The organism is Castellaniella sp. (genome assembly GCF_004321985.1).
In the GTDB taxonomy this organism is placed as follows: Bacteria; Pseudomonadota; Gammaproteobacteria; order Burkholderiales; family Burkholderiaceae_B; genus Castellaniella.
The window spans coordinates 1-24,546 of the sequence record NZ_SCQN01000039.1 but is presented as its reverse complement, the minus strand read 5'-3'; the positions used below and the strand labels follow the sequence as shown (position 1 = coordinate 24,546).

The window sequence follows — 24,546 nt, the reverse complement described above, 5'->3', positions numbered from 1 at the left end:
CACCATGAGCCCAGAACACTCGTTCCCGCTGCGGAACGGCGTCCTGCACGCAGAAGACATCCCCCTTCCCGAACTGGCCGACCGCTACGGGACACCGCTCTACGTCTACTCGCGCGCGGCGCTGCAAACGGCCTGGCAGCGCTACGAGCGCGCCGTCGCCGGCCGCAGCGCACTGATCTGCTTCGGTGTGAAGGCCAATTCGAACCTGGCCGTGCTGCATGAATTCCAACGGATGGGAGCGGGCTTCGACATTGTCTCGGGCGGAGAACTGGCGCGCGTGCTTGCGGCGGGCGCACGCGCCGACCGTGTCGTGTTTTCGGGCGTAGGCAAGCAGAGCTGGGAGATCCGTGAAGCCATCACGGCCGGCATCAAGTGCTTCAACGTCGAATCGGCAGCCGAACTCGACCGCCTGGCCGACATCGCGCACGAAATGGGGGTCGTCGCACCCATTTCGCTGCGCGTGAACCCGGACGTGGACGCACGGACACACCCCTACATTTCCACCGGGCTGAAAGAAAACAAGTTCGGCGTGGACATCCACCAGGCACCATCACTCTACCGCCAGGCCCTGCAGCATGCCAGCCTGAAGATCGTGGGCGTGGACTGCCACATCGGCTCTCAGATCACGGACATCGCGCCGTACCTGGACGCGCTGGAAAAGCTGCTGACACTGATAGACCGCCTCATCGACGACGGCATCCGTCTGGAACACCTGGACCTGGGCGGCGGGCTGGGCATCCGCTACGCCGACGAGACACCACCGGAGCCCGCAGACCTGCTGGATCCCGTGTTCCTACGCCTGGCCGCGCACGGACTGGGCCACCTGCAGGTCGTGCTGGAGCCAGGCCGTTCGCTGGTGGGCAACGCGGGTGTGCTGCTGACTCGCGTGGAATATCTGAAACGCACCGAAGCGCGCAATTTCGCGATCGTCGATGCGGCCATGAACGACCTCATGCGCCCCGCCCTCTACGAGGCCTGGCACGGCGTCGTGCCCGTCGAGGCGCGCGCCAGCACGCCCACCGAGACCTGGGATGTCGTGGGTCCGATCTGCGAGAGTGGCGACTGGCTGGCGCGCAATCGCGCGCTGCCGCTGGAACAGGGTGACCTGCTGGCCATCCTGTCGGCCGGCGCCTATGGTTTTTCCATGTCCAGCCAATACAACACGCGGCCGCGCGCGGCCGAAGTACTGGTCGACGGACAGGACTCCTATCTGGTGCGGCCGCGCGAATCCACACGGGCGCTGTTTGCATCCGAGCGCATCCCGAAACGCTAGCGCCCTGCCTGGTTTGACTGAACACGATACAGGCCCGAAACCGTGACCCCTAAAGTTCGTCCAGAACGGACCGTCAACTCCGTTGGTGCAGTCTTGTCGCCTGCACGGATTCACAAGGTCGCGTAGTCAGCCATATGGCGCCGCATCACCACTCGCTAGCCCGTGCCAGCCTTCTGACGACCCGATTTTCGGGCCGACTGGCTCCTTTTGTCACACACGTTCTGGCACCGCTGCTGATCGTGCTCTGTGTGGTCGCCGGCATGACCGTGTTGCCGCCGCTGTACAGCGCCCCCCAGGGCCAGCCGCTGGCCACGCGCTTTCTGGCCCAGTCCACCATCGCCGATGGGGATACTGCCATCCTGCAGCTCGCGCAGCGCCCCACCCGGTTGACTGAATCCTTGCCAGCCGGTCCCGCCTGGCTGCTGGCCGACCTGCCGGCCGGCGTCGCACCCTCACCCTCGACCCATGAATTGCTGCTGCCCTCCCACCACCTGACGGCACTCGCCTGCTGGACGGTGGAGCGCGCAGACTATCCCACACCTGGCCAGACGGCCTGGACATTGGTGCCAATGTCGCTGCACGCCAGCGGCGCCGGCACCCAGATGCAATTGCAAGCCGGCACAATCGCCCGCCAGGCACTCTGCCACGTCAAGCTGACCCTGCCGGACCGTCTGTCCGTCGAACGATGGAGCCACACGGATCTTGCCGACGCCTCCGCGCGCAACGCACACGCCATCGGCCTGCTACAAGGCGGCCTGCTCACGCTGGCGCTATTCCTGGGGGTGATTGCCCTGACCATGCGCGAATGGCCCTACATGCTGATTGCCTGCTGGCTGGTGGGCAACATGCGCCTGGGCGCGTGGGCATTGGGCTGGGACTACCAGTGGCTGGGATTCCTGATCGTACCCGACTACCTGCCCTGGATGCGCAAGCTCACCCTGGTGCTGTATTACCTGATCACTTACCATCTGTTCACCGGCCTGTTCCGGGAAAGCCTGGACGTCGCCGCCCAGGCCCGCGTCTCCAAGATCGGCAACCTGAGCAGCCTGGCACTGCTGGCCGCCACCCTGGCGCTGCCCTATGCCTGGTTCCAAACCGTCGTATTCCTGGCCGCATGGATCGCCACGGGGTTGGTGGCCATCCTGCTCATCCACGCACTGTTCCGCTCGCACACCCGCGCCCGCCTATGGCATACCGTCGGCGTCTGTGTCGCACTCTCCATCATGCTTTCCGGGCTCATCCTGGTCGGGCTGGATCGGGGCGATCTCATCGATCCCCAGACTGGGAGCGTGGCACTGCTGCTCTGCAATGTGCTCATCGCCCTGGCTGTCGCCGATCAGATGCGCGAAGACCGCCAACTCCGCCTACGCGAGCGCAACGACCTGATTGCACACGACAGCCTCACGCCGCTGGGCCTGTTCACCCTGGGCGCCACGCGCCACTTCGAGCGCCTGAACCCCAACGCGCGCGGCATCCTGAGCGTGAACGAGTCGACCGATTCGCTCAGCCTCGCCTGGACGGACTTCTTCCCCGAGATGGACTGGCTGCAAGTCTCGCTGGCAACGGAACAGGGGCAGGATACGGAGATCCAGACCAAGCCTTCCGACACGTCCCCGCCCCGCAGCTTCCTGCTGCGCGCCACCATGGCTGGCAGCCGCATCGAGGGCTCCCTGCAGGACGTGAGCGCCCGCTACGAGACGATCCGCAATCTGCGCCTCATGGCCGACAACGACCCGCTCACCGACACACTCAATCGGCGCGGCATCGAAACGGCCATGCAGGCCTCGATCGACGCGCTGGCCCAGTCGAACACCCCGGCGGCCATGGCGTTCCTGGATCTGGAGCACCTGAAGCGGGTGAATGACCTGTTCGGACACTCGGCCGGCGACACCCTGCTGCAGATGGTGTGCGAACGGGTCAAGTATTCGCTGGACGGCCAACAGCGCATGGGGCGCGTCGGCAACGACGAATTCATCATCCTGTTCCCCAACATGCACGCACGGGATGCGCGGCGCATCAGCCAGGACATCGTGGAGAGCCTGAACAGCGCCCCCGTCCACGTCGGCGAACGCGCCTTTCAGCTCAAGACGGCGATCGGGCTGATCGACATCGCCCACAACATGACCCCGAAGGACGCCATCGCGGCCGCCAGCCGGGCCTGCCGGGATGCACGCAAGCAACACCGCGACATCACCCTGTACGAGGAAAACGCCGAAGAACTCTTCGAACATATCGGCGAACAGTATCTCTTCGACCAACTCGACAAGGATGAACCCCCCAAGGATTTCCATCTGGAAATGCAGCCCATCATGTCGCTGCGCCATCCGCTGACCACACTCAATTTCGAGGTCCTGCTGCGCGTCCACAGCTCGGGCGAACGTCCCGTGCAGACCGACCGGATCATCCAGGCCGCCGAAGACAACGGCATGATCACCGCCATCGACAAATGGGTGTTCACCACCACGCTGGCCTGGCTGGCCCAGCACCGGCACAGCCTCGGCCATACGCAGCTGGTCAACATCAACCTGAGCGGGGTATCGCTCAACGATGACCGTTTCATGGACACGCTGTTCGGGATGCTGACTCAACATCCTCAACTGTCGCGCGGCCTGTGCGTGGAAATCACAGAGGGCGTGGCCCTGCAGGACCTGGAGCGCACGCGGCAATTCATGCGTCGTCTGCAGCGCATGGGCACACGCGTGGCGCTGGACGACTTCGGGGCCGGCTATACCTCGTTCTCGTACCTGAAGGAACTGCCGGCCGACATGATCAAGATCGACGGCACGCTGATCCGCGACATGATGGCCAGCAACGCCAACATCGCCATCGTCAACAGCATCGTGGACCTGGCCCATAATCTGGGCATGGAGTGCATTGCCGAATGGGTGGAAGACCTGGCCACGCTGCGCAAGCTGACCGAGATGGGGGTGGATCACATCCAGGGCTACATCGTGTCGCGCTCGCGCGCGCCGGCCGAAATCCTGGCTTACGACAGCCTCCTGCCCATGGTGAGGGACCCGGAGACGAAGGCCTACATCGAGGAAATCAGCGGGCGGCGCATCTGATCGCGCCCCCGCTGCTGGCCAGTTGCCTGGTCAGAGCTCTCCGTAGGAGTGCAGCCCCGACAGGAACATGTTCACGCCCAGGAACGCGAAGCTGGTGACCACCAGGCCGCACAGCGCCCAATACGCCGCCATGGAACCGCGCAGGCCCTTCATGAGCCGCATGTGCAGCCAGGCTGCATAATTCAGCCAGACGATCAGCGCCCAGGTTTCCTTGGGATCCCACTGCCAGTAGGTACCCCAGGCATCCGCGGCCCAGAGCGCGCCCAGGATGGTCGCCACCGTGAAGAACGCGAACCCCACGGCAATCGAGCGATACATGATGTCGTCCAGGATCTCCAGCGACGGCAGGCGCCGGGCGATCGGCGCCCGCATGGTCAGAATCCCGCCCACGATGAGCGCGCCTACGCCGAAATACACCATCCAGATCGGCGACAGCTCGCGGGCGCTGAAAACCAGCGGCTCCGCGCACAGCACGGCACCCAGCACGAACAGCGGAATGATGGGCTTCCAGCTGCGCGTCTCGCCATGCGCCTTCACCAAGTAGGCAAACCCCACCATGGCCGCCAGGCTGAAGGTGCTATAGCCGATGAAATTGGCCGGCACGTGCAGCTTCATCCACCAGCTCTTCAGGGCCGGCACCAGCGGCGCGATCTGGTAGGCGTCGCGGGTGAACGAATACCACAGCAGAAACACCACGAGCGAGCTGATCACCAGCAGCACAAAGCCGCCCAGCGCCCGCGTGGCGTAGCGCCGTTCGTAATACAGGTAGAAAAGCGCCATGATCAGCGCGAACAGCACGAAGACCTCGTACAGGTTGCTGACCGGGATGTGTCCAATGTCCGGCCCCAGCAGATGGCCCTCGCGCCAGCGCACCAGCAGGCCGGTCAGGCCGGCGTAGACGGCGCTCCAGGTCAGTACGGTGCCCAGCCAGGCCGATGTGTCGCTGACGAACCCGATCCAGTAACAGATGGTCGCCAGGAAGAACAACGCGCACATCCACAGGATGGCCGACTGCGACGAGATCAGATACTTCAACAGGAAATTGGTGTCGGCCCGCGTCAAGTCACCCTGCAGCAGCACGCCGGTGGGGCTGTAGAGCCAGACGGCGAGCAGCGCCGTCAGGCCGCTGGCGATCATGAGCGTACGCATCGGGCGCCACAGCCAGCCCAGCCAGCTGCAGACCGCCACCGCACCCACCAGGATCACCTTCTCGTAGTAGTTCATGTAGCTGCCGTACTGCATGAGCACATAGGCCCCGCCGACGGCCAGCAACAGGAAGAATCCGATGTCGGTCCAGTCCGGTCGCCCCCGCCTGCCGCGGTGATCCCCGCTGGTGTTGACTCCCAGTGACCACAGGGTCAGCGGATCGTGGGTAATGGTGTCAGACGTCATGGTCGGATCCTCCGGTAGCCAGGCGGCGCAAGGCTTCGCGCAGCCGCTCAAATTCGTGATTGAAATCCAGTGTGCGGCGCTGCGTGGTCATGGCGGCAAGCCAGTCGCTGCCGTGATCGGACGGCCGGATCCACACCCATATCCGGCGTTCGCGAATGTAGAACATTGAAAACACGCCCAGCACGAGCAGCAGGCAGCCGATGTAGACAATTTTGGTGCCCGGGCTGCGCGCAATCTGGAAGACGCTGGCCTGGACCTGGTCGAAGCTGGAGAGCTGCAGGGCGACAGGGGCAGGATAATCCGGAAGCGAAGCCAGCGCCAGCACCGCCAGCCGCATCCACTGCAGTTCGTGCTCGCCCTGCTTGCCCGCGCTCGCAACCGGCGGCTCGTGGGCACGCTCGTGCATCAGATCGCGGAGCTCGACCAGACTGAGCTGGATCATGGGCACTGCGAAATTCAGGATCTTCTCGCGCTGATCGGCCGGCGCGGACGCAATGATGCCGTTGAAGCCCTGGCTGGCGAACGTGCGCAATGCGCCGCGCGCGGCCTGGAACATCAGGTTCTGCTGCTCGCCCGGCGCCGCATTGTGCTGCGCGAAACGATGCGCAGCCTCGTCACGCAGCTCGGGATCATCCAGCGCAGCCCGCAACTGCATGAATTCGGTCAACCCGCCCTGATCGTCGGCCGGAATGCGCAGGTAGCGGTACGGCTGCGATGCATCGTCGCGAGTCCCCATCAGAAACACCGGGAACCCATCGAGCTTGACGGGCAGCATGTACTGATTGAAATCATGGGCCTGGCCGTCGTCCCCGATCACGCGATACTGCACGCTGGGCCCCACGTTGTGCAGATTCTTGTTGGGCGCACGCGCGGCACTGCCGGTGACTGCCGCCACTTCGGACACCACGCTCTTGGGCTGCGGAGCCTTCCCGCTGCTCAGATCCTCGACGTTGATCACGCGCAGCCCCGTGAAATCCACGGCCAGCTTGGTGCCTGGCAGCTTGCCATTGCTGCCCACGGTACCGGCCAGCGTGGCCGGCTGCGCACTGGTGCCCTGCAACGGCCAGGCCTTGAGGTGCAGCTTGCTGCCGCCATCGTCAAAGCTGGACTGGTACACCGTCACGCCGTCATAGCGCAGCGGCTCATTCACCAGGATGGTGCGGTTGAAGGACTTGCCGCTGGCCAGGTCGGTGACCGTGACGTCGCTGCGGAAATCGCTCGGTTGGCCATTGCTGTAGTAGTCGATGTAGAACTTGTTCAGGTGAAGCGAAAACGGCAGCGGCTGCAGCAGCACGCCCTGGCCGGAAGACACGATGCCCATGCTGCTCTGCTTGCCGTCGGGCAGCAGCATGTTCGCCCGGAAGCTGGGGTTCAGCGCCGACAAGCGGCCGGACGGCGGCACGTCGGAGATCAGCATGTTGCCCTGGATGGGCTGCTTGTCGAACAGCCACGTCTGCAGGCGCACCGCCAGTTCGCTGTCGAGCAAGCCGCCCAGAAGAATCACCACGATCGCGGTGTGCGCGAATATATAACCCAGCCGGTTCGCGCTGCCCTTCTTGGCCGCGATCATCAGGCTGTCGCCGTCTTCGCGCACCCGATAACGGTAGCCTTGCGCCCGCAGCAGCTTGCCGACGGCCTCTCGCGCCTGTGCCGGCGCCTGGGCGCTGGCCAGCTCCACCCGATGATGGAACGCGCGCAGGCTGCTGCCGCGCACATATTCCCGGAACGACCGGGCGTCGTTCAGCATCTTGGGCCCGTTGCGGAAAATGCACAGCGTCGTGGACACCACCAGAAACGACATGACCAGCAAAAACCACGAGCTGTTGTAGATCTGCCAGAGGGAAAACTCGCTGAAGACCGCAAACCAGAAGGGACCGAACCGGTCGATATAGGTGCTGGCCGCCTGATTCTGCTGAATGATGGTGCCGATCAGGCTGGCCATACAAATGAACACCAGCAGGCTGATGGCAAAGCGCATCGAGCCCAAAAGCTCGATGACATCCGCGCCGCGGGCGCGAAAACGGGAGAAAGATGTCAAGGCGAACCCGATTCCGTAAAAAAAGGGGGCATGCGCTTGCGCGCGCCCCCTAATGATTTTTTTAATCGTCAACCATACAGCGACTTTACGCCGCCGTCCACCAAAACCCCAGACACAACCGGGGAATCAAGGCCGGACGCGAACGATGATCAGCGCAGTCCCGCCGCGTAATCAGCCACGGCCGCGAGATCCTGATCGTTCATGCGATCCGCGATGGCATGCATGATTTCGCTCTTGCGGTCGCCCGAACGGAACAGCTTGAGCTGCTCGAGGATGTATTCCGGATGCTGGCCCGCCAGGCGCGGGAACTCACCGGGCAATCCTGCACCATTGGCCGAGTGGCAGGCCGCACAGGCGGGGACCTTGCGATCGACGATGCCGGCACGCCAGATGTGCTGGCCGAGGTCCTTGGTCGCTGGTTTGGTAGCCGTCCCGGCCTTGTCCCAGTCCAGCGGCTGGTGTGACAGATACAGCGCCAGATTCTGCATGTCCTCTGGCTTCATATTGGCGGCAATGCTGCTCATGATGGTGGGCGCGCCATTGGCCCCCGTGCGGACCGGCGGTGTCTTGTCATGGGCCTGGAAGTCCTGCAGCTGCTTCACGATGTATTCGTGCGGCATGCCGGCCAGGTTGGGATTGGCCGGAATGGTGCTGTTGCCGCCCGCGCCGTGACAGGCTACACAGGCCAGGATGCCGCGCGAAGTATCGCCCTTGACGAACAACTGCTCGCCAGCCTTGGCATCCGGCTTCTGGGCCGCGTCCTGGGCCTGGACCAGGCCCGGGATGGCACCGGCAAGCACCAGGCTGCCGGCCATGAACAAACAGGAAAGCGCGCGCTTCATGAGGTCCTCGAAGAAGGTTCGATCCTGACGCCAGGCGGCGCCACCAGGGCCGCGCCCGTGCGGACCCGCAGGCCAACGCGGCATCAGGCGCAACAAATTCAATGCGAAATTATACAATAGCCCCCACCCCCTCCATCGAGATCGCATCCCGTGTCCCTCCTTCATCGCGCCCGGTTCACGGTTTCCGCTGCACGCCTGGACCAGCTCCCGCCCCCCACCACCGCGGAAGTCTGTTTCGTCGGGCGCTCCAACTCCGGCAAATCCTCGGCGATCAACGTGCTGGCCAACCAGAAACGGCTGGCGTTTTCCAGCAAGACACCAGGCCGCACCCGGCTCATCAATCTGTTCGGCATTCCGGATCCGGTCGAACCCGAAGCCTGGCTGGGCTTCCTGGTGGACCTGCCCGGCTATGGCTACGCCGCCATCGACCAGAAGGCCCGCGAAGCCTGGGCCGACGTGCTGGGTGACTACCTGCACCAGCGCACCAGTCTGGCGGGCGTGGTCATGGTGGTAGACATCCGGCGCGGGGTCACCGAGCTGGACCGGCGCCTGGCGCACTGGATCGGCCTGCGCGGGCTACCGACATTGGCGCTGCTGACCAAGGCCGACAAACTCCCGTACGGCCAGCGCATCAAGGCCGTGCAGCAGACCCGCCACGACCTGGCCGAGATCGGCACGCTGACGGCGCTGCCATTTTCCGCCACCCAGCGCATCGGCCTGGACGAGGCCGCCCTCCACATCGAGAACTGGATCTCGCCGCAGGTCGTGCCTTAAATTTCCGGAGCATTTCATGACCCGCTTTCTGCCACAAACCGACTTTCCCACCCTGCGTCTGCGCCGCAACCGGCGCGACGACTTCTCGCGCCGTCTGGTCCGTGAAAACCGCCTGTCCGTGGACGACCTGATCTATCCGGTGTTCGTGCGCGAAGGCCAGAACGTACTCGAACCGGTGGACTCCATGCCGGGTGTCGCGCGCCATTCACCGGACACCTTGCTCGCCACCGCCGAAGAATGCGCACGGCTCGGCATCCCGGTGATGGCGCTGTTTCCCCATATCGATCCGGCACTCAAGACCCCGGACGGCAGCGAAGCTGCCAACCCGGACGGCCTGATTCCGCGCACCGTCGCGCTGTTGAAGGCGAACTTCCCGGATCTGGGCATCCTGACCGATGTGGCGCTGGACCCCTATACCAGCCACGGCCAGGACGGCCTGATCGACGACGACGGCCAACTGCTGAACGAGCCCACCGTCGCCATGCTGGTGCGCCAGGCGCTGACCCACGCCGAGGCTGGCGTGGACATCGTCGCCCCCAGCGACATGATGGACGGGCGCATCGGCTCGGTGCGCCGCGCGCTGGACGGGCGCGGCCGCATCCACACCCGCATCATGGCCTACTCCGCCAAATACGCCAGCGCCTTCTACGGCCCCTTCCGAAACGCCGTCGGCTCGGCGGCCAACCTGGGCAAGTCCAGCAAGGCCACCTACCAGATGGACCCCGCCAACCGACTGGAAGCGCTGCGCGAAGTCGCCGCCGACATCCACGAGGGCGCGGACATGGTGATGGTCAAGCCCGGCATGCCCTACCTGGACGTGCTGCGCGAGGTCAAGGACGCCTTCGGCATGCCCACCTATGCCTACCAGGTCAGCGGCGAATACGCCATGATCCAGGCTGCAGTCGCCAATGGCTGGCTGGACCACGACAAAGTCATGATGGAATCCCTGACGGCCTTCAAGCGCGCCGGCGGCGACGGGATCCTGACGTACTTTGCCATCGCGGCAGCCAAGCTGCTGCGCGAACAGGGGTAAGTCCGGATCCGATCACGGCGCCTGCCTCGCCCCCGGCAACGGACCTGTTCAGTGCTGCTCCGACGTCGGCCGCAGCCCGACCTTGGCCTTGCGATCCAGCACGCGGCCGTCCCGCAGGATCTGCAGACTGACCTCCGTCCCTGGTTCGATCGGCGCAAGCCGGGTGAGCAGGTCGACGGCATCGGTGACCGGCTTGCCATTGAGGGTTCGGATGATGTCCCCCACCCGGATGCCCGCCTGATCGGCGGGTCCGCCGCGCAGGATGCGCGCCACGATCGCACCGCCGGCCTGTTTCAGATGAAAGGCCTGCGCCAGATCCGGCGTCACGTCCTGTGGCTCCAGCCCCAGCCAGCCGCGCCGCACGCTGCCATGGTCGATGATCTGATCCAGAATGTCGTGCGCCACTGCGGCGGGAATCGCAAAACCGATGCCCAGCGACCCGCCAGTGTCTGAATAGATGGCCGTGTTGATGCCCACCAGATCACCACGCGTGTCGACCAGCGCACCCCCCGAATTGCCGGGGTTGATGGCGGCGTCGGTCTGGATGAAGTTCTCGTACAGGTTCAGGCCCAGCCGATTACGGCCCAGCGCCGACACGATCCCCTGTGTGGTGGTCTGCCCCACGCCGAAGGGGTTGCCGATCGCCAGCACCACGTCGCCCACCCGGACCTTGAGCGCCGGGTCGAAGGTGATGGCCGGCAGCTTGTCCAGGTCGATTTTCAGCACCGCCAGATCGCTGTCCGGGTCCGCCCCCACGAGCTTGGCTGTTTCCTGGCGGCCATCGGCCAGACTGACCCGAATCGCGTCGGCCGCCTCGATCACATGATAGTTGGTCAGAATGTACCCGTTGGCGCGCACGATCACGCCCGATCCCAGGCTGGTGGAGGGTTCCCGCCGCGTGAATCCCGGCAACTGGCGCAGAAGCCGTTCCAGCCCCGGATCGGCCGGCATCGGCACCAGCGGCACATCCACATGCTTGGTGGTGTAGATATTCACGACCGAAGGTGCGGCGCGAGCCACGGCCGGTGCATAGGTGACGGCCCCCGGAACAGCCGGCGCGTCGGGCCCCCCGCTCCCCGTGACATTCGTGACGGAAGTGTCATGGCCCGGCAGCCACTGCGGGCGGATGGTGGTCACCAGAAACAGGACCCCCAGGCAGACCGTGACGGTCTGGGCAAAAATCAGCCACAATCGACGCATACGCTTTGCTCAGGAAAAGAAAACCCATGACTTCGGAAATCACCCGCCACGAACTCGAGACCTGGCTGGACGACACGCTGCAGCCCGGGCGCTTTCGCGATTATTGCCCGAATGGCCTGCAAGTCGAAGGCCGGACCACCATCCGCCACATCGTGACCGGCGTGACCGCCTCCCAGGCGCTGATCGAAGCCGCCGTCGCACGCGGCAGCGATGCGATCCTGGTGCACCACGGCTGGTTCTGGAAGAACGAAAACCCCTGTATCCGCGGCCCCAAGCACAAGCGCATCGCCGCTCTGATCGCCGCCGACATCAACCTGTTCGCCTACCACCTGCCGCTGGACGCCCACGTGGAATGGGGCAACAACGCGCAGCTCGCACGGATCATGGACTGGACCCCCGACATCCGTCCGGACGGCACACCCCGGCGCTGCGGCCCCGACGACCTGATCTGGCTGGGCGCGCCCGCGCGGGACTGCACCGTCGCCGAACTGGCCGCCGACATCGCCCATCGTCTGAAGCGCAAGCCGCTGGTGATCGGCGAACCCGACCGCCCCGTGCAGCGTCTGGCCTGGTGCACGGGCGCTGCGCAGAGCATGATGGATGCCGCCCTCGCCGCTGGCGCCGATTGCTACGTCAGCGGCGAAATCTCGGAACCCACCGTGCACCTGGCCCGCGAAACCGGCAGCACCTACATCAGCGCTGGCCACCACGCCACGGAGCGCTACGGGGTGCAGGCACTGGGCGCCGCCATCGAAGCCCAGTTCGGCGTGCCCTGCACCTTCGTGGATATCGACAACCCCGCCTGATGCTACTTTTTCAGCGAGTCGCGGATTTCCCGTAGCAGCAATACGTTTTCCGGCGTGGCGGGAGCCTCAGGCGCCGCTGCCGGATTTTCGAGACGCTGACGGGCCGTGTTGACCATCTTCACCAGGACAAAGACCACCAGCGCCAGCAAAACGAAATTGACGGCAATGGTCAGGAAATGCCCCCAGGCCAACACCACTCCTCCCGCCTTGGCGACCGCGGCGGACGTCATCGGCCCCGTATACCCGGCCGGCGCCCGCAGCACCAAGAACAGATTGTCGAAATTGACACTGCCGCCCAGGATGAAGTTGATCACCGGCATGACCAGATCAGCGACGATGGAATCGATGATCTTGCCGAATGCGCCACCGATGATGACCCCAATGGCGAGATCCATCATGTTGCCTTTGACGGCAAACTCCTGGAATTCCTTGATAAACCCTTTGGCTGTGCTCACTTTGGCGATCTCCAGTCAATTTACCCCTTGGGGCGTAACGCTATAATACGCGGTTGAAGAACCACCTACAGCAAGCAAAACGCCTTTCAAACGTGCGCCCAGCACCGATGAGCGGCGACCAGGAACATAGGGACCACAGCATGAGTCATCACTCGACACAGTCCGACGAGACGCAGATCGAAGAGGGCGCCAGCCCCTTGAACCTGCCCGCCGATCCTTCACGTCGCCGATGGGTGGCGACCACCTGTGCCCTGGGCGGCGTGGCAGGTGTCGCGACGGCCGTGCCCTACGCGCTGTCGCTGTCGCCTTCGGCCCGCGCCGAGGCCGCCGGCGCACCGGTCGAAGTCGATATCTCCGGACTGGAACCGTCCAAGCAGATGACCGCCGAATGGCGCGGACAACCCATCTTCATCGTGCACCGCACTCCGGCCGAGATCGAAGACCTGGCCAAGCACGACGGCGAACTCGCCGATCCGCTGTCCAAGAACGCTGAATACACTCCCTACACATGGGCCCAGAACGTCTGGCGCTCGCGCAAGAAAGAAATCTTCATCTGCATCGGCATCTGCACCCACCTGGGATGCGTGCCCACGCCGCGATTCAAGGTCGGGGCCCAGGAAAACCTGCCCAACGACTGGCCCGGCGGATGGCTCTGCCCCTGTCACGGCTCCACCTACGACTTGGCCGCGCGCGTCTACAAGAACAAGCCGGCACCGGCCAACCTGCCCATTCCCCCCTACGCCTTCTCGCCGGATGGCAAACGCGTCATCATCGGCCTCGAAGAATATCCCGCCAGCAAGGCCTGATGAACGCCGCCGTTCATCCTTTCGTGACACAAGGAGCTATCCATGGCCGATAACAACATCGAGACGACGGGAATGCTGGGTTGGGTGGACCACCGCTTCCCGCTGACCAAGATGATCCGCGAGCATATGACTGAATACTATGCTCCGAAAAACTTCAATTTCTGGTATTTTTTCGGGTCGCTGGCGCTGCTGGTGCTGGTAATCCAGATCGTCTCCGGGATCTTCCTGGTGATGAACTACAAGCCCGATGCCGCGATGGCGTTCGACTCCGTCGAATACATCATGCGCGAGGTCCCGGGCGGCTGGTTCATCCGCTACATGCACTCCACGGGCGCCTCGATGTTCTTCGTGGTGATCTACCTGCACATGCTGCGCGGCCTGTTCTACGGCTCGTACCGTAAACCGCGCGAGCTGGTCTGGGTCTTCGGCGTGGCCATCTTCCTGGCGCTGATGGGCGAGGCCTTCATGGGCTACCTGCTGCCCTGGGGCCAGATGTCCTACTGGGGCGCCCAAGTCATCGTGAACCTGTTCTCGACCATCCCGTTCGTGGGCCCCGACCTGGCGATCTGGATCCGCGGCGACTACGTCGTGTCCGATGCCACACTGAACCGGTTCTTCGCGTTCCACGTCATCGCCATCCCGCTGGTGCTGATCGGCCTGATCGTGGCACACATCCTGGCGCTGCACGAAGTAGGCTCGAACAACCCCGACGGTGTCGAAATCAAGCAAGGCCCCAAGGACAAATACGGCCGCCCGCTGGACGGCATCCCGTTCCACCCCTACTACACGGTGCATGACATCGTGGGCGTGGCCGGGTTCCTGATCATCTTTGCCGCCATCATCTTCTTCACACCGGAAATGGGCGGCTTCTTCCTGGAATACAACAACTTCCTGCCAGCCAACCAGCTGCAGACCCCGCCGCACATCGCCCCAGTCTGGTATTTCACGCCGTTCTACACCATGCTGCGCGCCACCACAAGCGACTTCACCTGGGTGCTGTCGGCGGGCGCCCTGATCGCGGCCATCGTGCTGTTCGCCAAGGGCCGCCTGTCCGGCATCTGGAAGTTCCTGACCCCGGCCATCCTGATCGTGGTCGCCGTCCTGATGAAGACGCTGGACGCCAAGTTCTGGGGCGTGATGACCATGGGCGGCGCCGTGGTGATTCTGTTCTTCCTGCCTTGGCTGGATCATTCCCCGGTCAAGTCCATCCGCTACCGCCCGAACTGGCACAAGGTCCTGTACGGCATCTTCATCGTGGACTTCCTCGTCCTGGCCTGGCTGGGCACCCAGGAAGTCAACCCGACGAACACCATCATCGGGCAGATCTGTTCGGCCATCTACTTGTCCTTCTTCCTGCTGATGCCAGTCTGGTCGCGGCTGGGTACGTTCAGACCCGTGCCGGACCGTGTCGTCTTTCACCCGCACCACTAAGGCTGCCCCACTGACTGTTACGGAATGATCATGATCAAAAAACTGCTCGGTGTCCTGGCCCTTTCCCTGGTGAGCACCTTGGCCTTCGCCGAAGGCGGTGTCCATCTGGACCACGCACCGGATCGCATCACGGATTTGGCATCGCTGCAAAACGGGGCCAAGCTGTTCGTCAACGACTGCCTGAACTGCCACAGCGCGCACTCCATGCGCTACAACCGCCTGACGGACCTGGGGCTGACCGACGCCGAAATCAAAAAGAACCTGCTCTTCACGGGTGACAAGGTCGGCGACCTGATGACCATCGCCATGACACCGGAAGACGGCAAGAAATGGTTCGGCAGCACGCCGCCTGACCTGTCCGTGATCGCGCGCGCCAAAAGCACCAACTTCGGCCCGTCGGGCGTGGACTACGTCTACACCTACCTGCGCAGCTTCTACCGCGACACGTCCAAGAAATCCGGCTGGAACAACGTCGTGTTCCCGAATGTCGCCATGCCCAACGTGCTGTGGCAAATGGAAGGCCCGCGCACCTACACCAGCATCGAAACCCACGAAGTCGCTGACGCAAAGGGCACCGAACACTGGGTGCGCACCACCACCAACTACGACGCGGACGGCTTCCAGACCGTGAAGAACGAAGACCTGAAGGGCTACGAAGGCGAATCCTCGCAGATCGGGCACTTCGACTCGGCCGACCCCAAGACCTTTGCCCATTTCGAAAGCAACGTCGCCGATCTCAGCAACTTCCTGGGCTGGATGGCCGAGCCGTCCCAGCTCCTGCGCAAGCAGATCGGTGTCTGGGTCATGCTGTTCCTGTTCCTGTTCCTGTTTGTCGCCGTACGCATGAATGCGGCATACTGGAAGCACGTCCGGTAACCACCATGCACTCCACCCGGGGTGCATGACTGCCCGGTCACCACGGCCGGGCTGTGCAGCCAGGCGCCTTCAGCCGCCTGGCTTGTGTTTTCGGGCCCCGCCGTGCATCGGCCTCAATTTTGTATTGGAAACCACGACATGATGGTGCTCTATTCAGGGACAACCTGCCCATTTTCACAACGCTGCCGCTTTGTGCTGTTCGAAAAGGGCATGGATTTCGAAATCCGCGATATTGATCTCTACAACAAGCCGGAAGACATCGCCGTCATGAACCCCTACGGCCAGGTCCCTATCCTGGTCGAGCGCGATCTGATCCTGTACGAATCGAACATCATCAACGAATACATCGACGAGCGCTTCCCGCACCCGCAGCTCATGCCGGCGGACCCCATCATGCGTGCCCGCACGCGGCTGTTCCTGTACAACTTCGAAAAGGAACTGTTCGTCCACGTCTCCACGCTCGAGAACCGCAACATCGCCGACGAAAAAACCCGCAACGCCGCGCGTGCCGCCATCCGCGACCGCCTGGCCCAACTGGCGCCGCTGCTGGTCAAGAACCGATTCATGCTGGGCGAGGAATTCTCCATGCTGGACGTGGCGGTGGCGCCGTTGCTCTGGCGCCTGGACCACTACGGCATCGAACTCCCCAAGAGCGCCGCGCCGATCCAGAAATACGCCGAGCGGCTGTTTTCCCGACCGGCCTATATCGAGGCACTGACTCCCTCCGAAAAGGTCATGCGGCGCTGACATGCAGGAATCATCCACCAAGCCCTATCTCATCCGCGCGTTGCACGAATGGTGCACGGACAACGGCTACACGCCGTACCTGGTGGTGACGGTCGACGCCAATACCGTGGTGCCTGCGGCCCATGTACATGACGGCCAGATCACGCTGAACATCAGCCACCTGGCCACCAACCGGCTGACGCTGGGCAACGACTACATCGAATTCGATTCCCGCTTCAACGGCGCGGTCGAGCACCTCTTCGTACCAGTAGGCGCCGTATCGGCCATCTACGCCCGCGAAACGGGCGCCGGCATGGGATTCGAGGTCATGGCCTCACAACCCTACCCGGGTGGCGAAACAGCAGCACCGTCGGCCGCCGGATCCCTGACCGAAAAGGCGCCTGCGGCTTCGCCCACGCACGGTTTGGGCGACGACGATTCCACGCCACCGCCCAAGCCCACACACCTGAAAATCGTCAAATAAAAGACCATCGTTCCTGTAGAATGGCGGTCTTTCGCCGGCTTAGCTCAGTTGGTAGAGCAGCGCACTTGTAATGCGAAGGTCGGGGGTTCGACTCCTCTAGCCGGCACCAAACCTCTTCTGCACATACCCGCTGCAGGCGCTTGCCTGCTCACCCAACGGGGTATCGAGCGGCAACAACGGCCAGACCAGGCGTCACCGTCACAAAACCGTCAAATTTCCTTCACAAAACTGTCATGTTGCAGCGCTTTAATACGTGCTGCCATCAACGACACCCAGAAGGGCACCTATGTTCTCCATGAATCGCGGCAAGTTCCGCCTCCTCGCGCTGGCCGCCGCGCTCACCGCTTCAATCGGCACTGCCCATGCAGTCGACATCACCGGTGCAGGTTCCAGTTTCGTCTACCCGGTAGTAGCCAAATGGTCGGCGGCCTACGCCACCAAGACCGGTAACCGCGTCAACTACCAGTCCATCGGCTCGGGCGGCGGCATCACTCAGATCAAGGCCGGGACGGTCGATTTCGGCGCCAGCGATATGCCGCTGGACGAAGCCACGCTCAACAAGTTCGGCCTGGGCCAGTTCCCGGACGTGATTGGCGGCATCGTACCCACGGTGCACCTGGAAGGGATCGACCCCGGCAAGCTGGTGCTGAACGGCCCCGTGCTGGCCGACATCTTCCTGGGCCGCATCACCACCTGGTCCGACCCCGCCATCGCCGCACTGAACCCGGGCGTCCACTTGCCCGATGCGAAGATCGTCGTGGTACACCGCTCGGACGGTTCCGGAACCACCTTCAATTTCACCGACTACCTCTCCAAGGCTAGTCCCGAGTGGAAGTCCAAGGTGGGCGAAGGGGTATCGATCAGCTGGCCCACCGGCATCGGTGGCAAGGGTAACGAGGGCGTAGCAGCCTACGTGAAGCAGATGCCGAACTCGATCGGCTACGTCGAGTACGCCTACGTCAAGCAGAACAAGCTCGGATACACCCGGATGAAAAATGCCGCAGGCCAGGTGGTGGAGCCGAATACCGACAGCTTCCAGGCCGCTGCCGCGAGCGCCGACTGGGCGCACGCCAAGAACTTCAATCTGTTGATGACCAACGCACCCGGTGACAAGGCCTGGCCGATCACCGCTACCTCGTGGGTGATCATGTACAAGCAGCCCAAGAACGCCGAGCACTCCAAGGTGACACTGGACTTCTTCCACCACGCCTACACCGAGGGCAAGCCAGCCGCCCTGGCGCTGGACTATGTGCCGCTGCCCGACACGCTGGTGCAGCAGATCGAGACTTATTGGAAGACGTCGTTCAAGCAGTAAACGGGATAGGCCGGCCCCTTCGAGGGGCCGGTTATGTTACACGGCCCAGAATCTCTATCAGCTAGCGCCTACTTGACGGGGGGCTTACGAATCCACGCGCGGATGTAGCTGCGCCGGGATGGTTAGCGTTCGCGATTGAGTCAGCCTGCGGCCCAGCACGGTCAGCGGCTTTTCAATCCAGTGGAACGAAGCCGCAGCGAATACCGTGGTGAACGCTACGGCGACCACGCACACAACAGCCATGACGGGCAACGGCCAGCGCTGGAGAAGACCTGCCGGAAGGCTATGCAGGCACCAGTTGGCCACCATGTACAGCGTAATGAAGCCCAGGATGTAGAAACTATAGGAGATCTTGCCAAGAAAGCGCGCCCACGCGCTGTCCAGGAAGCGCAAGGCGCTGCTTTTCGGGCTCGCAGCAATGGCCGATATGAGCCCACTGGCACCGAGCACGATGGGGAAGTCGGCCTGCCAAATGTGGATCGTCGGCCAGTAAAAGCCAGGGACCACGATGAGTGCGGCACATGATGCCAGGAACCACCGGCTGGAAGCCAAATGAAAATCGGCTCGCTCCGTCTGCCGGCTGATAATTGCGCCGGCAGCGAACATGTATAAGTAGGTCGTGAGCCACGCCCAGTCACCCGTCACCCATACACTTGCGGCAATGGCCACACCCAAAGTCACCCACGCACGCGCCATGCCACGCCGTCCAATGCACCAGACCATGAACGGAAGGACCAGAGACGCGGCCATTTCAATCTTGAGCGTCCATGCGTTGGAGTTCAGCGACGCAGTGTGGAAACGTACGTTCTGCCACAGTTGCTCCGCGCTGAACGGTTCCGCATACGCCCAGTTGAACCACACCGACGCACCAGGCAGCTTGGCATAGCCGGGGAACACGAACACTAGATACAGGACCACGACCGCGAGCGACAGCCAGAACGCCGGGAAGATCCGAAACACACGGCGCACCACGAATCGGGAGTAATTACCCAAGGTGAGCGGGTTGTTGCGAAGCGAGCGCGCCAGCACGAAGCCGCTCAACACAAAGAAAATGTCCACGGCGGCGGCGCCATTGAAAAGCCCCACCACGGCACGCGCCAGTACGGCTTGGCCTCCATGCACATCAAACACCGGCTTGGACCACAGCGCCGTCTCTTCGCCCATCGCAAGCCAGATCATGGAATGCGACACGATCACCCAGAGTGCAGCAACCCCGCGCAGAGCTTCCAAGCGATCCAGGAAACGACCAAAACTGTTTTTGCTTGCGGACACGGGCATCACAAATTGACGAATGGCCGATTTTAATGCAAGTAGACGATGATCCGCGTCTGGTTCGACTATCCCTCCACGGCAGATCCGAACACTGTCGACCCATTTTACGAAGATTGTATCCCTAGGCGTGGAGTAACTGGGGTCGTGAGCTACCGCGCTCCCCACCCCGTCAGCACGATCCGCACCGTCTTGAATACGATCAGGATGTCCAGCCACAGCGAAAAGTGCTTGATGTAATAGAAATCATGCTGGATCTTGACGCGGGTTTCGTCCGCGTCGCTGGTGTAGCCCTGCATCACCTGGGCCCAGCCGGTAATGCCGGGCCGCACCACGTGGCGGTAGATGTAGAACGGGATCTGCTCATCGAACTGGTCCACGAAAACGCGCTGCTCGGGGCGGGGACCGATCAGGCTCATATCGCCCTTGAGAACATTCCAGAGCTGGGGCAGCTCATCCAAGCGAGTCTCGCGAATGAAACGGCCCACGCGCGTGATGCGGTCGTCATCTTCGGTCGCCAGCCGCGCGCCGTCGGCCTCGGCATCGACGCGCATGCTGCGAAATTTGTAGATGCGAAAATCCCGGTTGCCTAGACCCACCCGATTTTGCACGAACAGCGCCGGCCCGGGACTATCCAAGCGGATTGCGACAGCCGTGGCGGCCATCAGCGGCAACACCACCGGCAGCACCGCCACCACCACCACGATGTCGATCAGCCGCTTGCAGACCGTGTAGATGGGCGAGGGCAATAGCGTGCCGATCTCGTTTTCCGACAGGTGGTCGATGCGCACACGACCTGTCAGCCCCTCCGCAACCTGGCGCACATGGACCACGGGGATATGTGCCAGGATGCAGCGTGCAAGAAAACGCTCCCATTCCGCCGTCATCCCGGCTCCCTGGAGATCGGCCACAACCGCGTCATAGCGCACTCCCTCCAGATCGGGGGACTGCAGATGGCGGATTTCCAGGTTCCAGTCGGACCGCAGCGTGCATGGCGGATCCATGGGCAGCACAGCAAATTTCATCATCCGGTAGCGCCGTCCGATGAAATACCCCAGATAGCACCAGATCAGGCACAGGACGTAGGCGGTCAGGAGGACCGGGCGGGAATAATCGCTGCGCATGAAGAACAGCACCGCGAATACCAGCAGGAAAATCACTGTGACCACTGGCGCAATATGGGCCATCAGACTGCCACTGGAAAACTGCGACAGGCGGCGCAGCACCAGAAAAACCGCCAGAAACGAAAGCCCCACGGCCCACAGCGTATTGATGCGCACCGCATCCAGACTATCCCAGAACAACGGTCCCCAGAACCAGACGGCCGGCAGCAAAACGACCACGCACAGTCCCACTACAACCTGCAACGGGCCGTTGAGCAGCAGCACCTCATACCAACGCGAATGTCGGCGCTCGTAACCGCTCACACTAGCATCCCCCGGCATCCTCAAATCAAGTCCCCTGCGGCCCAACCGCCGCTCCCATCAGCAGCCCCGTTAGGCGCTGATTGACCTCGTGCACATCGAAGCGCGCCTCGGCCATCCGGCGGCTAGCGGCACCCATAGTGACGATCAGTTCCGAATCCCGGACGAAGTGCAGCATGGCCTCCGTCAGCGCATCCACGTCACGCACACGCACCAAATACCCATTGACGCCATCTTCGACCGTTTCGCGGCACCCCGGCACGTCGGTCGTGATCACCGCACGCCCCATAGCCATGGCCTCTTGCGTGCTGCGCGGCACGCCCTCGCGATAGGACGGCAGCACGAACACGCTGGCTCGCGCCAGCCACGGCCGCACTTCAACATATCCGGGCCACTCCAGGATACCGTCCTTCACCCAGGACTGGACCTCGGTCCGGCTCAACCCGCCCGGATTCGAGTCCAGGCCGCCCACGAGCAGAAAGCACACGTCCGGATGCTGTGCCTTCACCCGCCGGGCTGCGGCCACGTATTCTAGAATGCCCTTTTCCCGGAGCAGCCGGGCGACCAGCAGAAAGGTGACCGGATTCTCTACCGGCAACGCCGGCACCCAGGCACGCAAATCCACGCCAATTCCTCCCAGGACGCCGGCGCGGTTCTCCGCCACCAGGCCGCGCATCACGAATTCGGTTCTATCATCCCGATTCAAAAAGATCACCTGATGCGCGTGCGACAGCGCCCTGCGATACAAAGCTGTGACCACCCCGCGCAGTACCCGGCGGCGCCAGCCCAGCGGCTGACCGGGATCCGTGAATACAAACCCCACGCCTTCGATCATCGCGACCCGGCGCGGCACCCGCGCCGCCCAGGCAGCCAGCGTGCCATAGATGACCGGTTTGGTGGAAAACGCAAACGTCACGTCCGGCCGCAACCGGCGCAGCAAGCGCACCAGCGCCAGCGCGTCACAGGCATCGCGCAGGGGATTCATGCCGGTGCGCCTGAGACCATAATCTACCGGTTCTGCGCCCAAAGCGCGGACCGCCGCACTATCCTCATCCTGGTAGTCCGGAGCCAGACACCATACCTGCACGCCCGACGCGCACAAATCGCGAATCCATTCCCCGCGAAAATTCAGCAACGACACAGCATGATGGGCAATGAGGGCAACTGTCTTCAACATAGCGCGATTATCCACCAGCCGCATCTGGCCTCACCTCGAGCCTCTAGGCGGCTTTCTTCGCGTAGGTCTGGGGGCGATTTCGACACGCTACCATAGTGCTGTGACATGGTCAGCAAGCGCAGTGTTCAAGCGATGAACGTGATGGTACTGCAGCCAGATTGTTGCCGTCTGGCTGAAAACGCAACAAATCGCCAGAGCCGCTTCACGGGTTCCCCTAAGAGTACGCCACCCGGTTACCAGGCTGTATATCTGCGATTCGGCCATCCTGCAGCTCAACGATCTGATCGCAACCGCGCAAGGTTGACAGTCGGTGAGCAATAAGTAACACAGTCAGATCAGCCGACAAATTATCAATTGCATCCATCACAGAGTGCTCCGTTGCTACATCCAGGGCGCTGGTCGCCTCATCCAGCACCAGGATTTCCGCCCGCTTGTACAAGGCCCGTGCGATGCCGATGCGCTGGCGCTGGCCGCCCGACAGACGCACCCCGCGCTCGCCAACTAGGGTGTCATAGCGATCTGGCAGGGATTCGATGTGATGATCGATTTGCGCCTGAGCAGCAGCGTGCCGCACACGGTCATGATCGATCCGCGCCGCCGGCACGCCGAAGGCAATGTTTTCCGCGATGCTGGCATCCGTCAAATAGATGGCCTGCGGCACATGGGCGATACGCCGTTGCCAGGCCCGCTGGGTGGCAGCCGTCAGCAGCGTATCGTCAATCCGGATCTCCCCCTCTGTGGGGGTCAGCAACCCCATCAGGATATCCACCAGGGTGCTCTTGCCGTTTCCGGTGGTACCGACGAAGCCAACCCGGCTACCCCGCAGGATCTGCAGGTTGACGTCATGCAGAATCTGCGGCCCAGTGGGCGCATAGCGAAAGCCCAGATTCCGCAGCTCAATGCTGCGCTCGAATGCCAGCTCTCTGGCACCGACATAGACGGCAGCGTCAATAGGCTGATTCAACAAGTCCAGAGCGTCGCGCAGCGAATCCCGGCTGCTGCGCAACTGGACAACAGACAGATACCCCTGCTGCAGCACCGGCAGCAAGCGCTGAGCGCCCAGCGCTAGGGCACCCAGTACCACAATCGTGTTCGTGACTCCGCCGTCCTGCTGAGCCATCGCGTAGGCCAGGATGGCGATGAACGCCATGCCTGCCGCTTCGGCTATAAATCGCGGAGCACCGCCAACGATCACGCTATTGGCCTGCGCGCGGCGCAAGGGGATGTCAGCCTGCCGGTATTGCTCACAATAGGCTTCCTGGGTGCCATCCAGCAGCACGTCGCGAATCCCGCCTAGGCCTTCCTGCAGAACCTTCACGACCTGATCCGACTCATCGGCAATCTGGCGGCTGTAGGCAGCCAATCGCGTTCGGGTCACCAGCATCACCACGCCATAGATGGCACCAAAGCCGGCAAACGCCGCCAAGGACATCAGGGGGTCAACAGAAAGCAGTGCCAGCAGGATCGCCAGCAAAATGACGGCACTGCTGAGCAACGTCAGGATGGGCATTAGAAAATAATTGATGACCATCACGGCTTTCGTTGTTACGCCGCTGATGACTTCGCTGCTGTTACGCGACACATGCACGGCGTAGGGCTGGTACAAGGTGCGCCGGTAGATCTGGTCGCTGAAGTCTGCCCCAACAGCAAATGACAACCGCGTTTGCACATACAACAGTAGCAGGCGCATGCCACCCGCCAACAGAGCCGCAGCGATGAAGGCCAGCGTAATCGGCAGCAACAGCGCGCGCGGGTTGGCGATATGCAGCCAGGACAGGATCGGCTGAATGTCGGGATAAGCAAAGACCCGGTCTGGCTGGGTCAGCACGCCCAGGAATGGCAGCACGGCACCCAAGCTGAGAACTTCTGCAAAGGAGGTGAGCACCATCAGGACCAGCAACACGAACAGCTGTCGCCTGCGGCGCCGTTCCAGATGTGACCAGAAGCCTTCCGCAAGCTTGGTCAGGCTGGGTAAAGCCTTCATCTGCTCAGCCTTCTTACCTGCAAACCTAGCAATCGTCACGAGTCTCCGACCTCTTTTGTGAATCGCCCCGGGTTTCGCGGAGGCTCCAAGCTTTGAGAGAATGGAGTCATGGCAAACCAAACGAAGTTTTCCCCCGAAGTGCGCGAACGCGCCGTGCGGCTGGTGCAGGAGCATCG

Annotated in this window: 20 protein-coding genes and 1 tRNA gene; 12 read left to right on the top strand and 9 right to left on the bottom strand. The window is 62.8% G+C overall.

Features of this window, described 5'->3' with window-relative positions:
• Positions 1 to 4: 4 nt before the first annotated feature.
• Both lysA and EPN31_RS07935 read left to right on the top strand, forming a co-directional pair.
• Complete coding sequence (gene lysA, locus EPN31_RS07940; protein ID WP_291771632.1) at positions 5 to 1,273, top strand: diaminopimelate decarboxylase; 1,269 nt, start codon at positions 5 to 7, stop codon at positions 1,271 to 1,273.
• A gap of 134 nt (positions 1,274 to 1,407) precedes the next feature.
• Positions 1,408 to 4,338: a bifunctional diguanylate cyclase/phosphodiesterase gene (locus EPN31_RS07935; RefSeq protein ID WP_291771629.1), complete on the top strand. Its 2,931-nt coding sequence runs from the start codon at positions 1,408 to 1,410 to the stop codon at positions 4,336 to 4,338.
• A gap of 30 nt (positions 4,339 to 4,368) precedes the next feature.
• Here the strand turns inward: EPN31_RS07935 and ccsB are convergent, their stop codons facing one another.
• From ccsB to EPN31_RS07920, 3 genes are all read right to left on the bottom strand, one after another.
• On the bottom strand, positions 4,369 to 5,730 hold the full coding sequence (ccsB, locus tag EPN31_RS07930) for a c-type cytochrome biogenesis protein CcsB (protein ID WP_291771626.1): 1,362 nt from the start codon (positions 5,728 to 5,730) through the stop codon (positions 4,369 to 4,371).
• The gene (locus EPN31_RS07925; protein WP_291771889.1) at positions 5,720 to 7,708 is read right to left on the bottom strand and encodes a cytochrome c biogenesis protein ResB; all 1,989 of its coding nucleotides are present in this window, start codon (positions 7,706 to 7,708) and stop codon (positions 5,720 to 5,722) included. The genes ccsB and EPN31_RS07925 overlap by 11 nt, the downstream gene beginning before the upstream one ends.
• Before the next feature lie 209 nt (positions 7,709 to 7,917).
• Positions 7,918 to 8,610: a c-type cytochrome gene (locus EPN31_RS07920; RefSeq protein WP_291771624.1), complete on the bottom strand. Its 693-nt coding sequence runs from the start codon at positions 8,608 to 8,610 to the stop codon at positions 7,918 to 7,920.
• Between the two features lie 150 nt (positions 8,611 to 8,760).
• Here EPN31_RS07920 and yihA point away from each other — a divergent pair, with 150 nt between their 5' ends.
• Both yihA and hemB read left to right on the top strand, forming a co-directional pair.
• Entirely contained in the window at positions 8,761 to 9,384 is a 624-nt protein-coding gene (gene yihA, locus EPN31_RS07915) for a ribosome biogenesis GTP-binding protein YihA/YsxC (RefSeq protein WP_291771621.1), read from the top strand.
• Positions 9,385 to 9,400: 16 nt separating this feature from the next.
• Positions 9,401 to 10,417, top strand: a complete 1,017-nt coding sequence (hemB, locus tag EPN31_RS07910) for a porphobilinogen synthase (RefSeq protein WP_291771618.1) — start codon at positions 9,401 to 9,403, stop codon at positions 10,415 to 10,417.
• A 48-nt stretch (positions 10,418 to 10,465) separates the two neighbouring features.
• Here hemB and EPN31_RS07905 read toward each other — a convergent pair whose 3' ends face one another.
• Complete coding sequence (locus EPN31_RS07905) at positions 10,466 to 11,617, bottom strand: trypsin-like peptidase domain-containing protein (RefSeq protein WP_291771615.1); 1,152 nt, start codon at positions 11,615 to 11,617, stop codon at positions 10,466 to 10,468.
• A gap of 26 nt (positions 11,618 to 11,643) precedes the next feature.
• On the opposite strand from EPN31_RS07905, the gene EPN31_RS07900 reads away from it, so the two are divergent.
• The gene (locus EPN31_RS07900; RefSeq protein WP_291771612.1) at positions 11,644 to 12,423 is read left to right on the top strand and encodes a Nif3-like dinuclear metal center hexameric protein; all 780 of its coding nucleotides are present in this window, start codon (positions 11,644 to 11,646) and stop codon (positions 12,421 to 12,423) included.
• Between the two features lie 2 nt (positions 12,424 to 12,425).
• Here EPN31_RS07900 and mscL read toward each other — a convergent pair whose 3' ends face one another.
• On the bottom strand, positions 12,426 to 12,878 hold the full coding sequence (gene mscL / locus EPN31_RS07895) for a large conductance mechanosensitive channel protein MscL (protein WP_291771609.1): 453 nt from the start codon (positions 12,876 to 12,878) through the stop codon (positions 12,426 to 12,428).
• A gap of 140 nt (positions 12,879 to 13,018) precedes the next feature.
• On the opposite strand from mscL, the gene petA reads away from it, so the two are divergent.
• The 7 genes from petA to pstS all read left to right on the top strand — a co-directional run bounded on the left by petA (position 13,019) and on the right by pstS (position 18,516).
• Positions 13,019 to 13,684 carry a ubiquinol-cytochrome c reductase iron-sulfur subunit gene (gene petA, locus EPN31_RS07890; protein WP_291771606.1) on the top strand — a complete coding sequence of 222 codons (666 nt, stop codon included), beginning with the start codon at positions 13,019 to 13,021 and terminating at the stop codon, positions 13,682 to 13,684.
• Between the two features lie 42 nt (positions 13,685 to 13,726).
• Entirely contained in the window at positions 13,727 to 15,115 is a 1,389-nt protein-coding gene (locus tag EPN31_RS07885; RefSeq protein WP_291771604.1) for a cytochrome bc complex cytochrome b subunit, read from the top strand.
• Between the two features lie 24 nt (positions 15,116 to 15,139).
• Entirely contained in the window at positions 15,140 to 15,991 is an 852-nt protein-coding gene (locus EPN31_RS07880) for a cytochrome c1 (RefSeq protein ID WP_291771602.1), read from the top strand.
• A 138-nt stretch (positions 15,992 to 16,129) separates the two neighbouring features.
• The gene (locus tag EPN31_RS07875) at positions 16,130 to 16,738 is read left to right on the top strand and encodes a glutathione S-transferase N-terminal domain-containing protein (RefSeq protein WP_291771600.1); all 609 of its coding nucleotides are present in this window, start codon (positions 16,130 to 16,132) and stop codon (positions 16,736 to 16,738) included.
• A gap of 1 nt (position 16,739) precedes the next feature.
• Positions 16,740 to 17,201 carry a ClpXP protease specificity-enhancing factor gene (locus EPN31_RS07870; RefSeq protein WP_291771598.1) on the top strand — a complete coding sequence of 154 codons (462 nt, stop codon included), beginning with the start codon at positions 16,740 to 16,742 and terminating at the stop codon, positions 17,199 to 17,201.
• Positions 17,202 to 17,234: 33 nt separating this feature from the next.
• Positions 17,235 to 17,310 (top strand) — tRNA-Thr (locus EPN31_RS07865).
• A 186-nt stretch (positions 17,311 to 17,496) separates the two neighbouring features.
• Positions 17,497 to 18,516, top strand: coding sequence for a phosphate ABC transporter substrate-binding protein PstS (gene pstS, locus EPN31_RS07860; protein WP_291771886.1), 1,020 nt, complete (start codon positions 17,497 to 17,499; stop codon positions 18,514 to 18,516).
• Between the two features lie 84 nt (positions 18,517 to 18,600).
• Here the strand turns inward: pstS and EPN31_RS07855 are convergent, their stop codons facing one another.
• The 4 genes from EPN31_RS07855 to EPN31_RS07840 form a co-directional block, all read right to left on the bottom strand.
• On the bottom strand, positions 18,601 to 20,004 hold the full coding sequence (locus EPN31_RS07855) for an acyltransferase (RefSeq protein ID WP_291771595.1): 1,404 nt from the start codon (positions 20,002 to 20,004) through the stop codon (positions 18,601 to 18,603).
• The gene (locus EPN31_RS07850; RefSeq protein ID WP_291771593.1) at positions 19,938 to 21,212 is read right to left on the bottom strand and encodes a sugar transferase; all 1,275 of its coding nucleotides are present in this window, start codon (positions 21,210 to 21,212) and stop codon (positions 19,938 to 19,940) included. The genes EPN31_RS07855 and EPN31_RS07850 overlap by 67 nt, the downstream gene beginning before the upstream one ends.
• Positions 21,213 to 21,237: 25 nt before the next feature.
• Positions 21,238 to 22,386: a glycosyltransferase family 4 protein gene (locus tag EPN31_RS07845; protein ID WP_291771591.1), complete on the bottom strand. Its 1,149-nt coding sequence runs from the start codon at positions 22,384 to 22,386 to the stop codon at positions 21,238 to 21,240.
• A gap of 214 nt (positions 22,387 to 22,600) precedes the next feature.
• Complete coding sequence (locus tag EPN31_RS07840; protein ID WP_291771588.1) at positions 22,601 to 24,370, bottom strand: ABC transporter ATP-binding protein; 1,770 nt, start codon at positions 24,368 to 24,370, stop codon at positions 22,601 to 22,603.
• Positions 24,371 to 24,546: the final 176 nt, after the last annotated feature.

Excerpts from the sequence above, each read along its gene's own strand:
- EPN31_RS07875 (WP_291771600.1), top strand. The coding sequence starts at position 16,130 with ATGATGGTGCTCTATTCAGGGACAACCTGCCCATTTTCACAACGCTGC.
- EPN31_RS07905 (WP_291771615.1), bottom strand. The coding sequence starts at position 11,617 with ATGCGTCGATTGTGGCTGATTTTTGCCCAGACCGTCACGGTCTGCCTG.
- hemB (WP_291771618.1), top strand. The coding sequence starts at position 9,401 with ATGACCCGCTTTCTGCCACAAACCGACTTTCCCACCCTGCGTCTGCGC.
- ccsB (WP_291771626.1), bottom strand. The coding sequence starts at position 5,730 with ATGACGTCTGACACCATTACCCACGATCCGCTGACCCTGTGGTCACTG.
- EPN31_RS07845 (WP_291771591.1), bottom strand. The coding sequence starts at position 22,386 with ATGTTGAAGACAGTTGCCCTCATTGCCCATCATGCTGTGTCGTTGCTG.
- petA (WP_291771606.1), top strand. The coding sequence starts at position 13,019 with ATGAGTCATCACTCGACACAGTCCGACGAGACGCAGATCGAAGAGGGC.
- lysA (WP_291771632.1), top strand. The coding sequence starts at position 5 with ATGAGCCCAGAACACTCGTTCCCGCTGCGGAACGGCGTCCTGCACGCA.
- EPN31_RS07870 (WP_291771598.1), top strand. The coding sequence starts at position 16,740 with ATGCAGGAATCATCCACCAAGCCCTATCTCATCCGCGCGTTGCACGAA.
- EPN31_RS07935 (WP_291771629.1), top strand. The coding sequence starts at position 1,408 with ATGGCGCCGCATCACCACTCGCTAGCCCGTGCCAGCCTTCTGACGACC.
- pstS (WP_291771886.1), top strand. The coding sequence starts at position 17,497 with ATGAATCGCGGCAAGTTCCGCCTCCTCGCGCTGGCCGCCGCGCTCACC.
- EPN31_RS07900 (WP_291771612.1), top strand. The coding sequence starts at position 11,644 with ATGACTTCGGAAATCACCCGCCACGAACTCGAGACCTGGCTGGACGAC.
- EPN31_RS07880 (WP_291771602.1), top strand. The coding sequence starts at position 15,140 with ATGATCATGATCAAAAAACTGCTCGGTGTCCTGGCCCTTTCCCTGGTG.
- EPN31_RS07920 (WP_291771624.1), bottom strand. The coding sequence starts at position 8,610 with ATGAAGCGCGCGCTTTCCTGTTTGTTCATGGCCGGCAGCCTGGTGCTT.
- EPN31_RS07840 (WP_291771588.1), bottom strand. The coding sequence starts at position 24,370 with ATGAAGGCTTTACCCAGCCTGACCAAGCTTGCGGAAGGCTTCTGGTCA.
- EPN31_RS07885 (WP_291771604.1), top strand. The coding sequence starts at position 13,727 with ATGGCCGATAACAACATCGAGACGACGGGAATGCTGGGTTGGGTGGAC.
- EPN31_RS07925 (WP_291771889.1), bottom strand. The coding sequence starts at position 7,708 with ATGCGCTTTGCCATCAGCCTGCTGGTGTTCATTTGTATGGCCAGCCTG.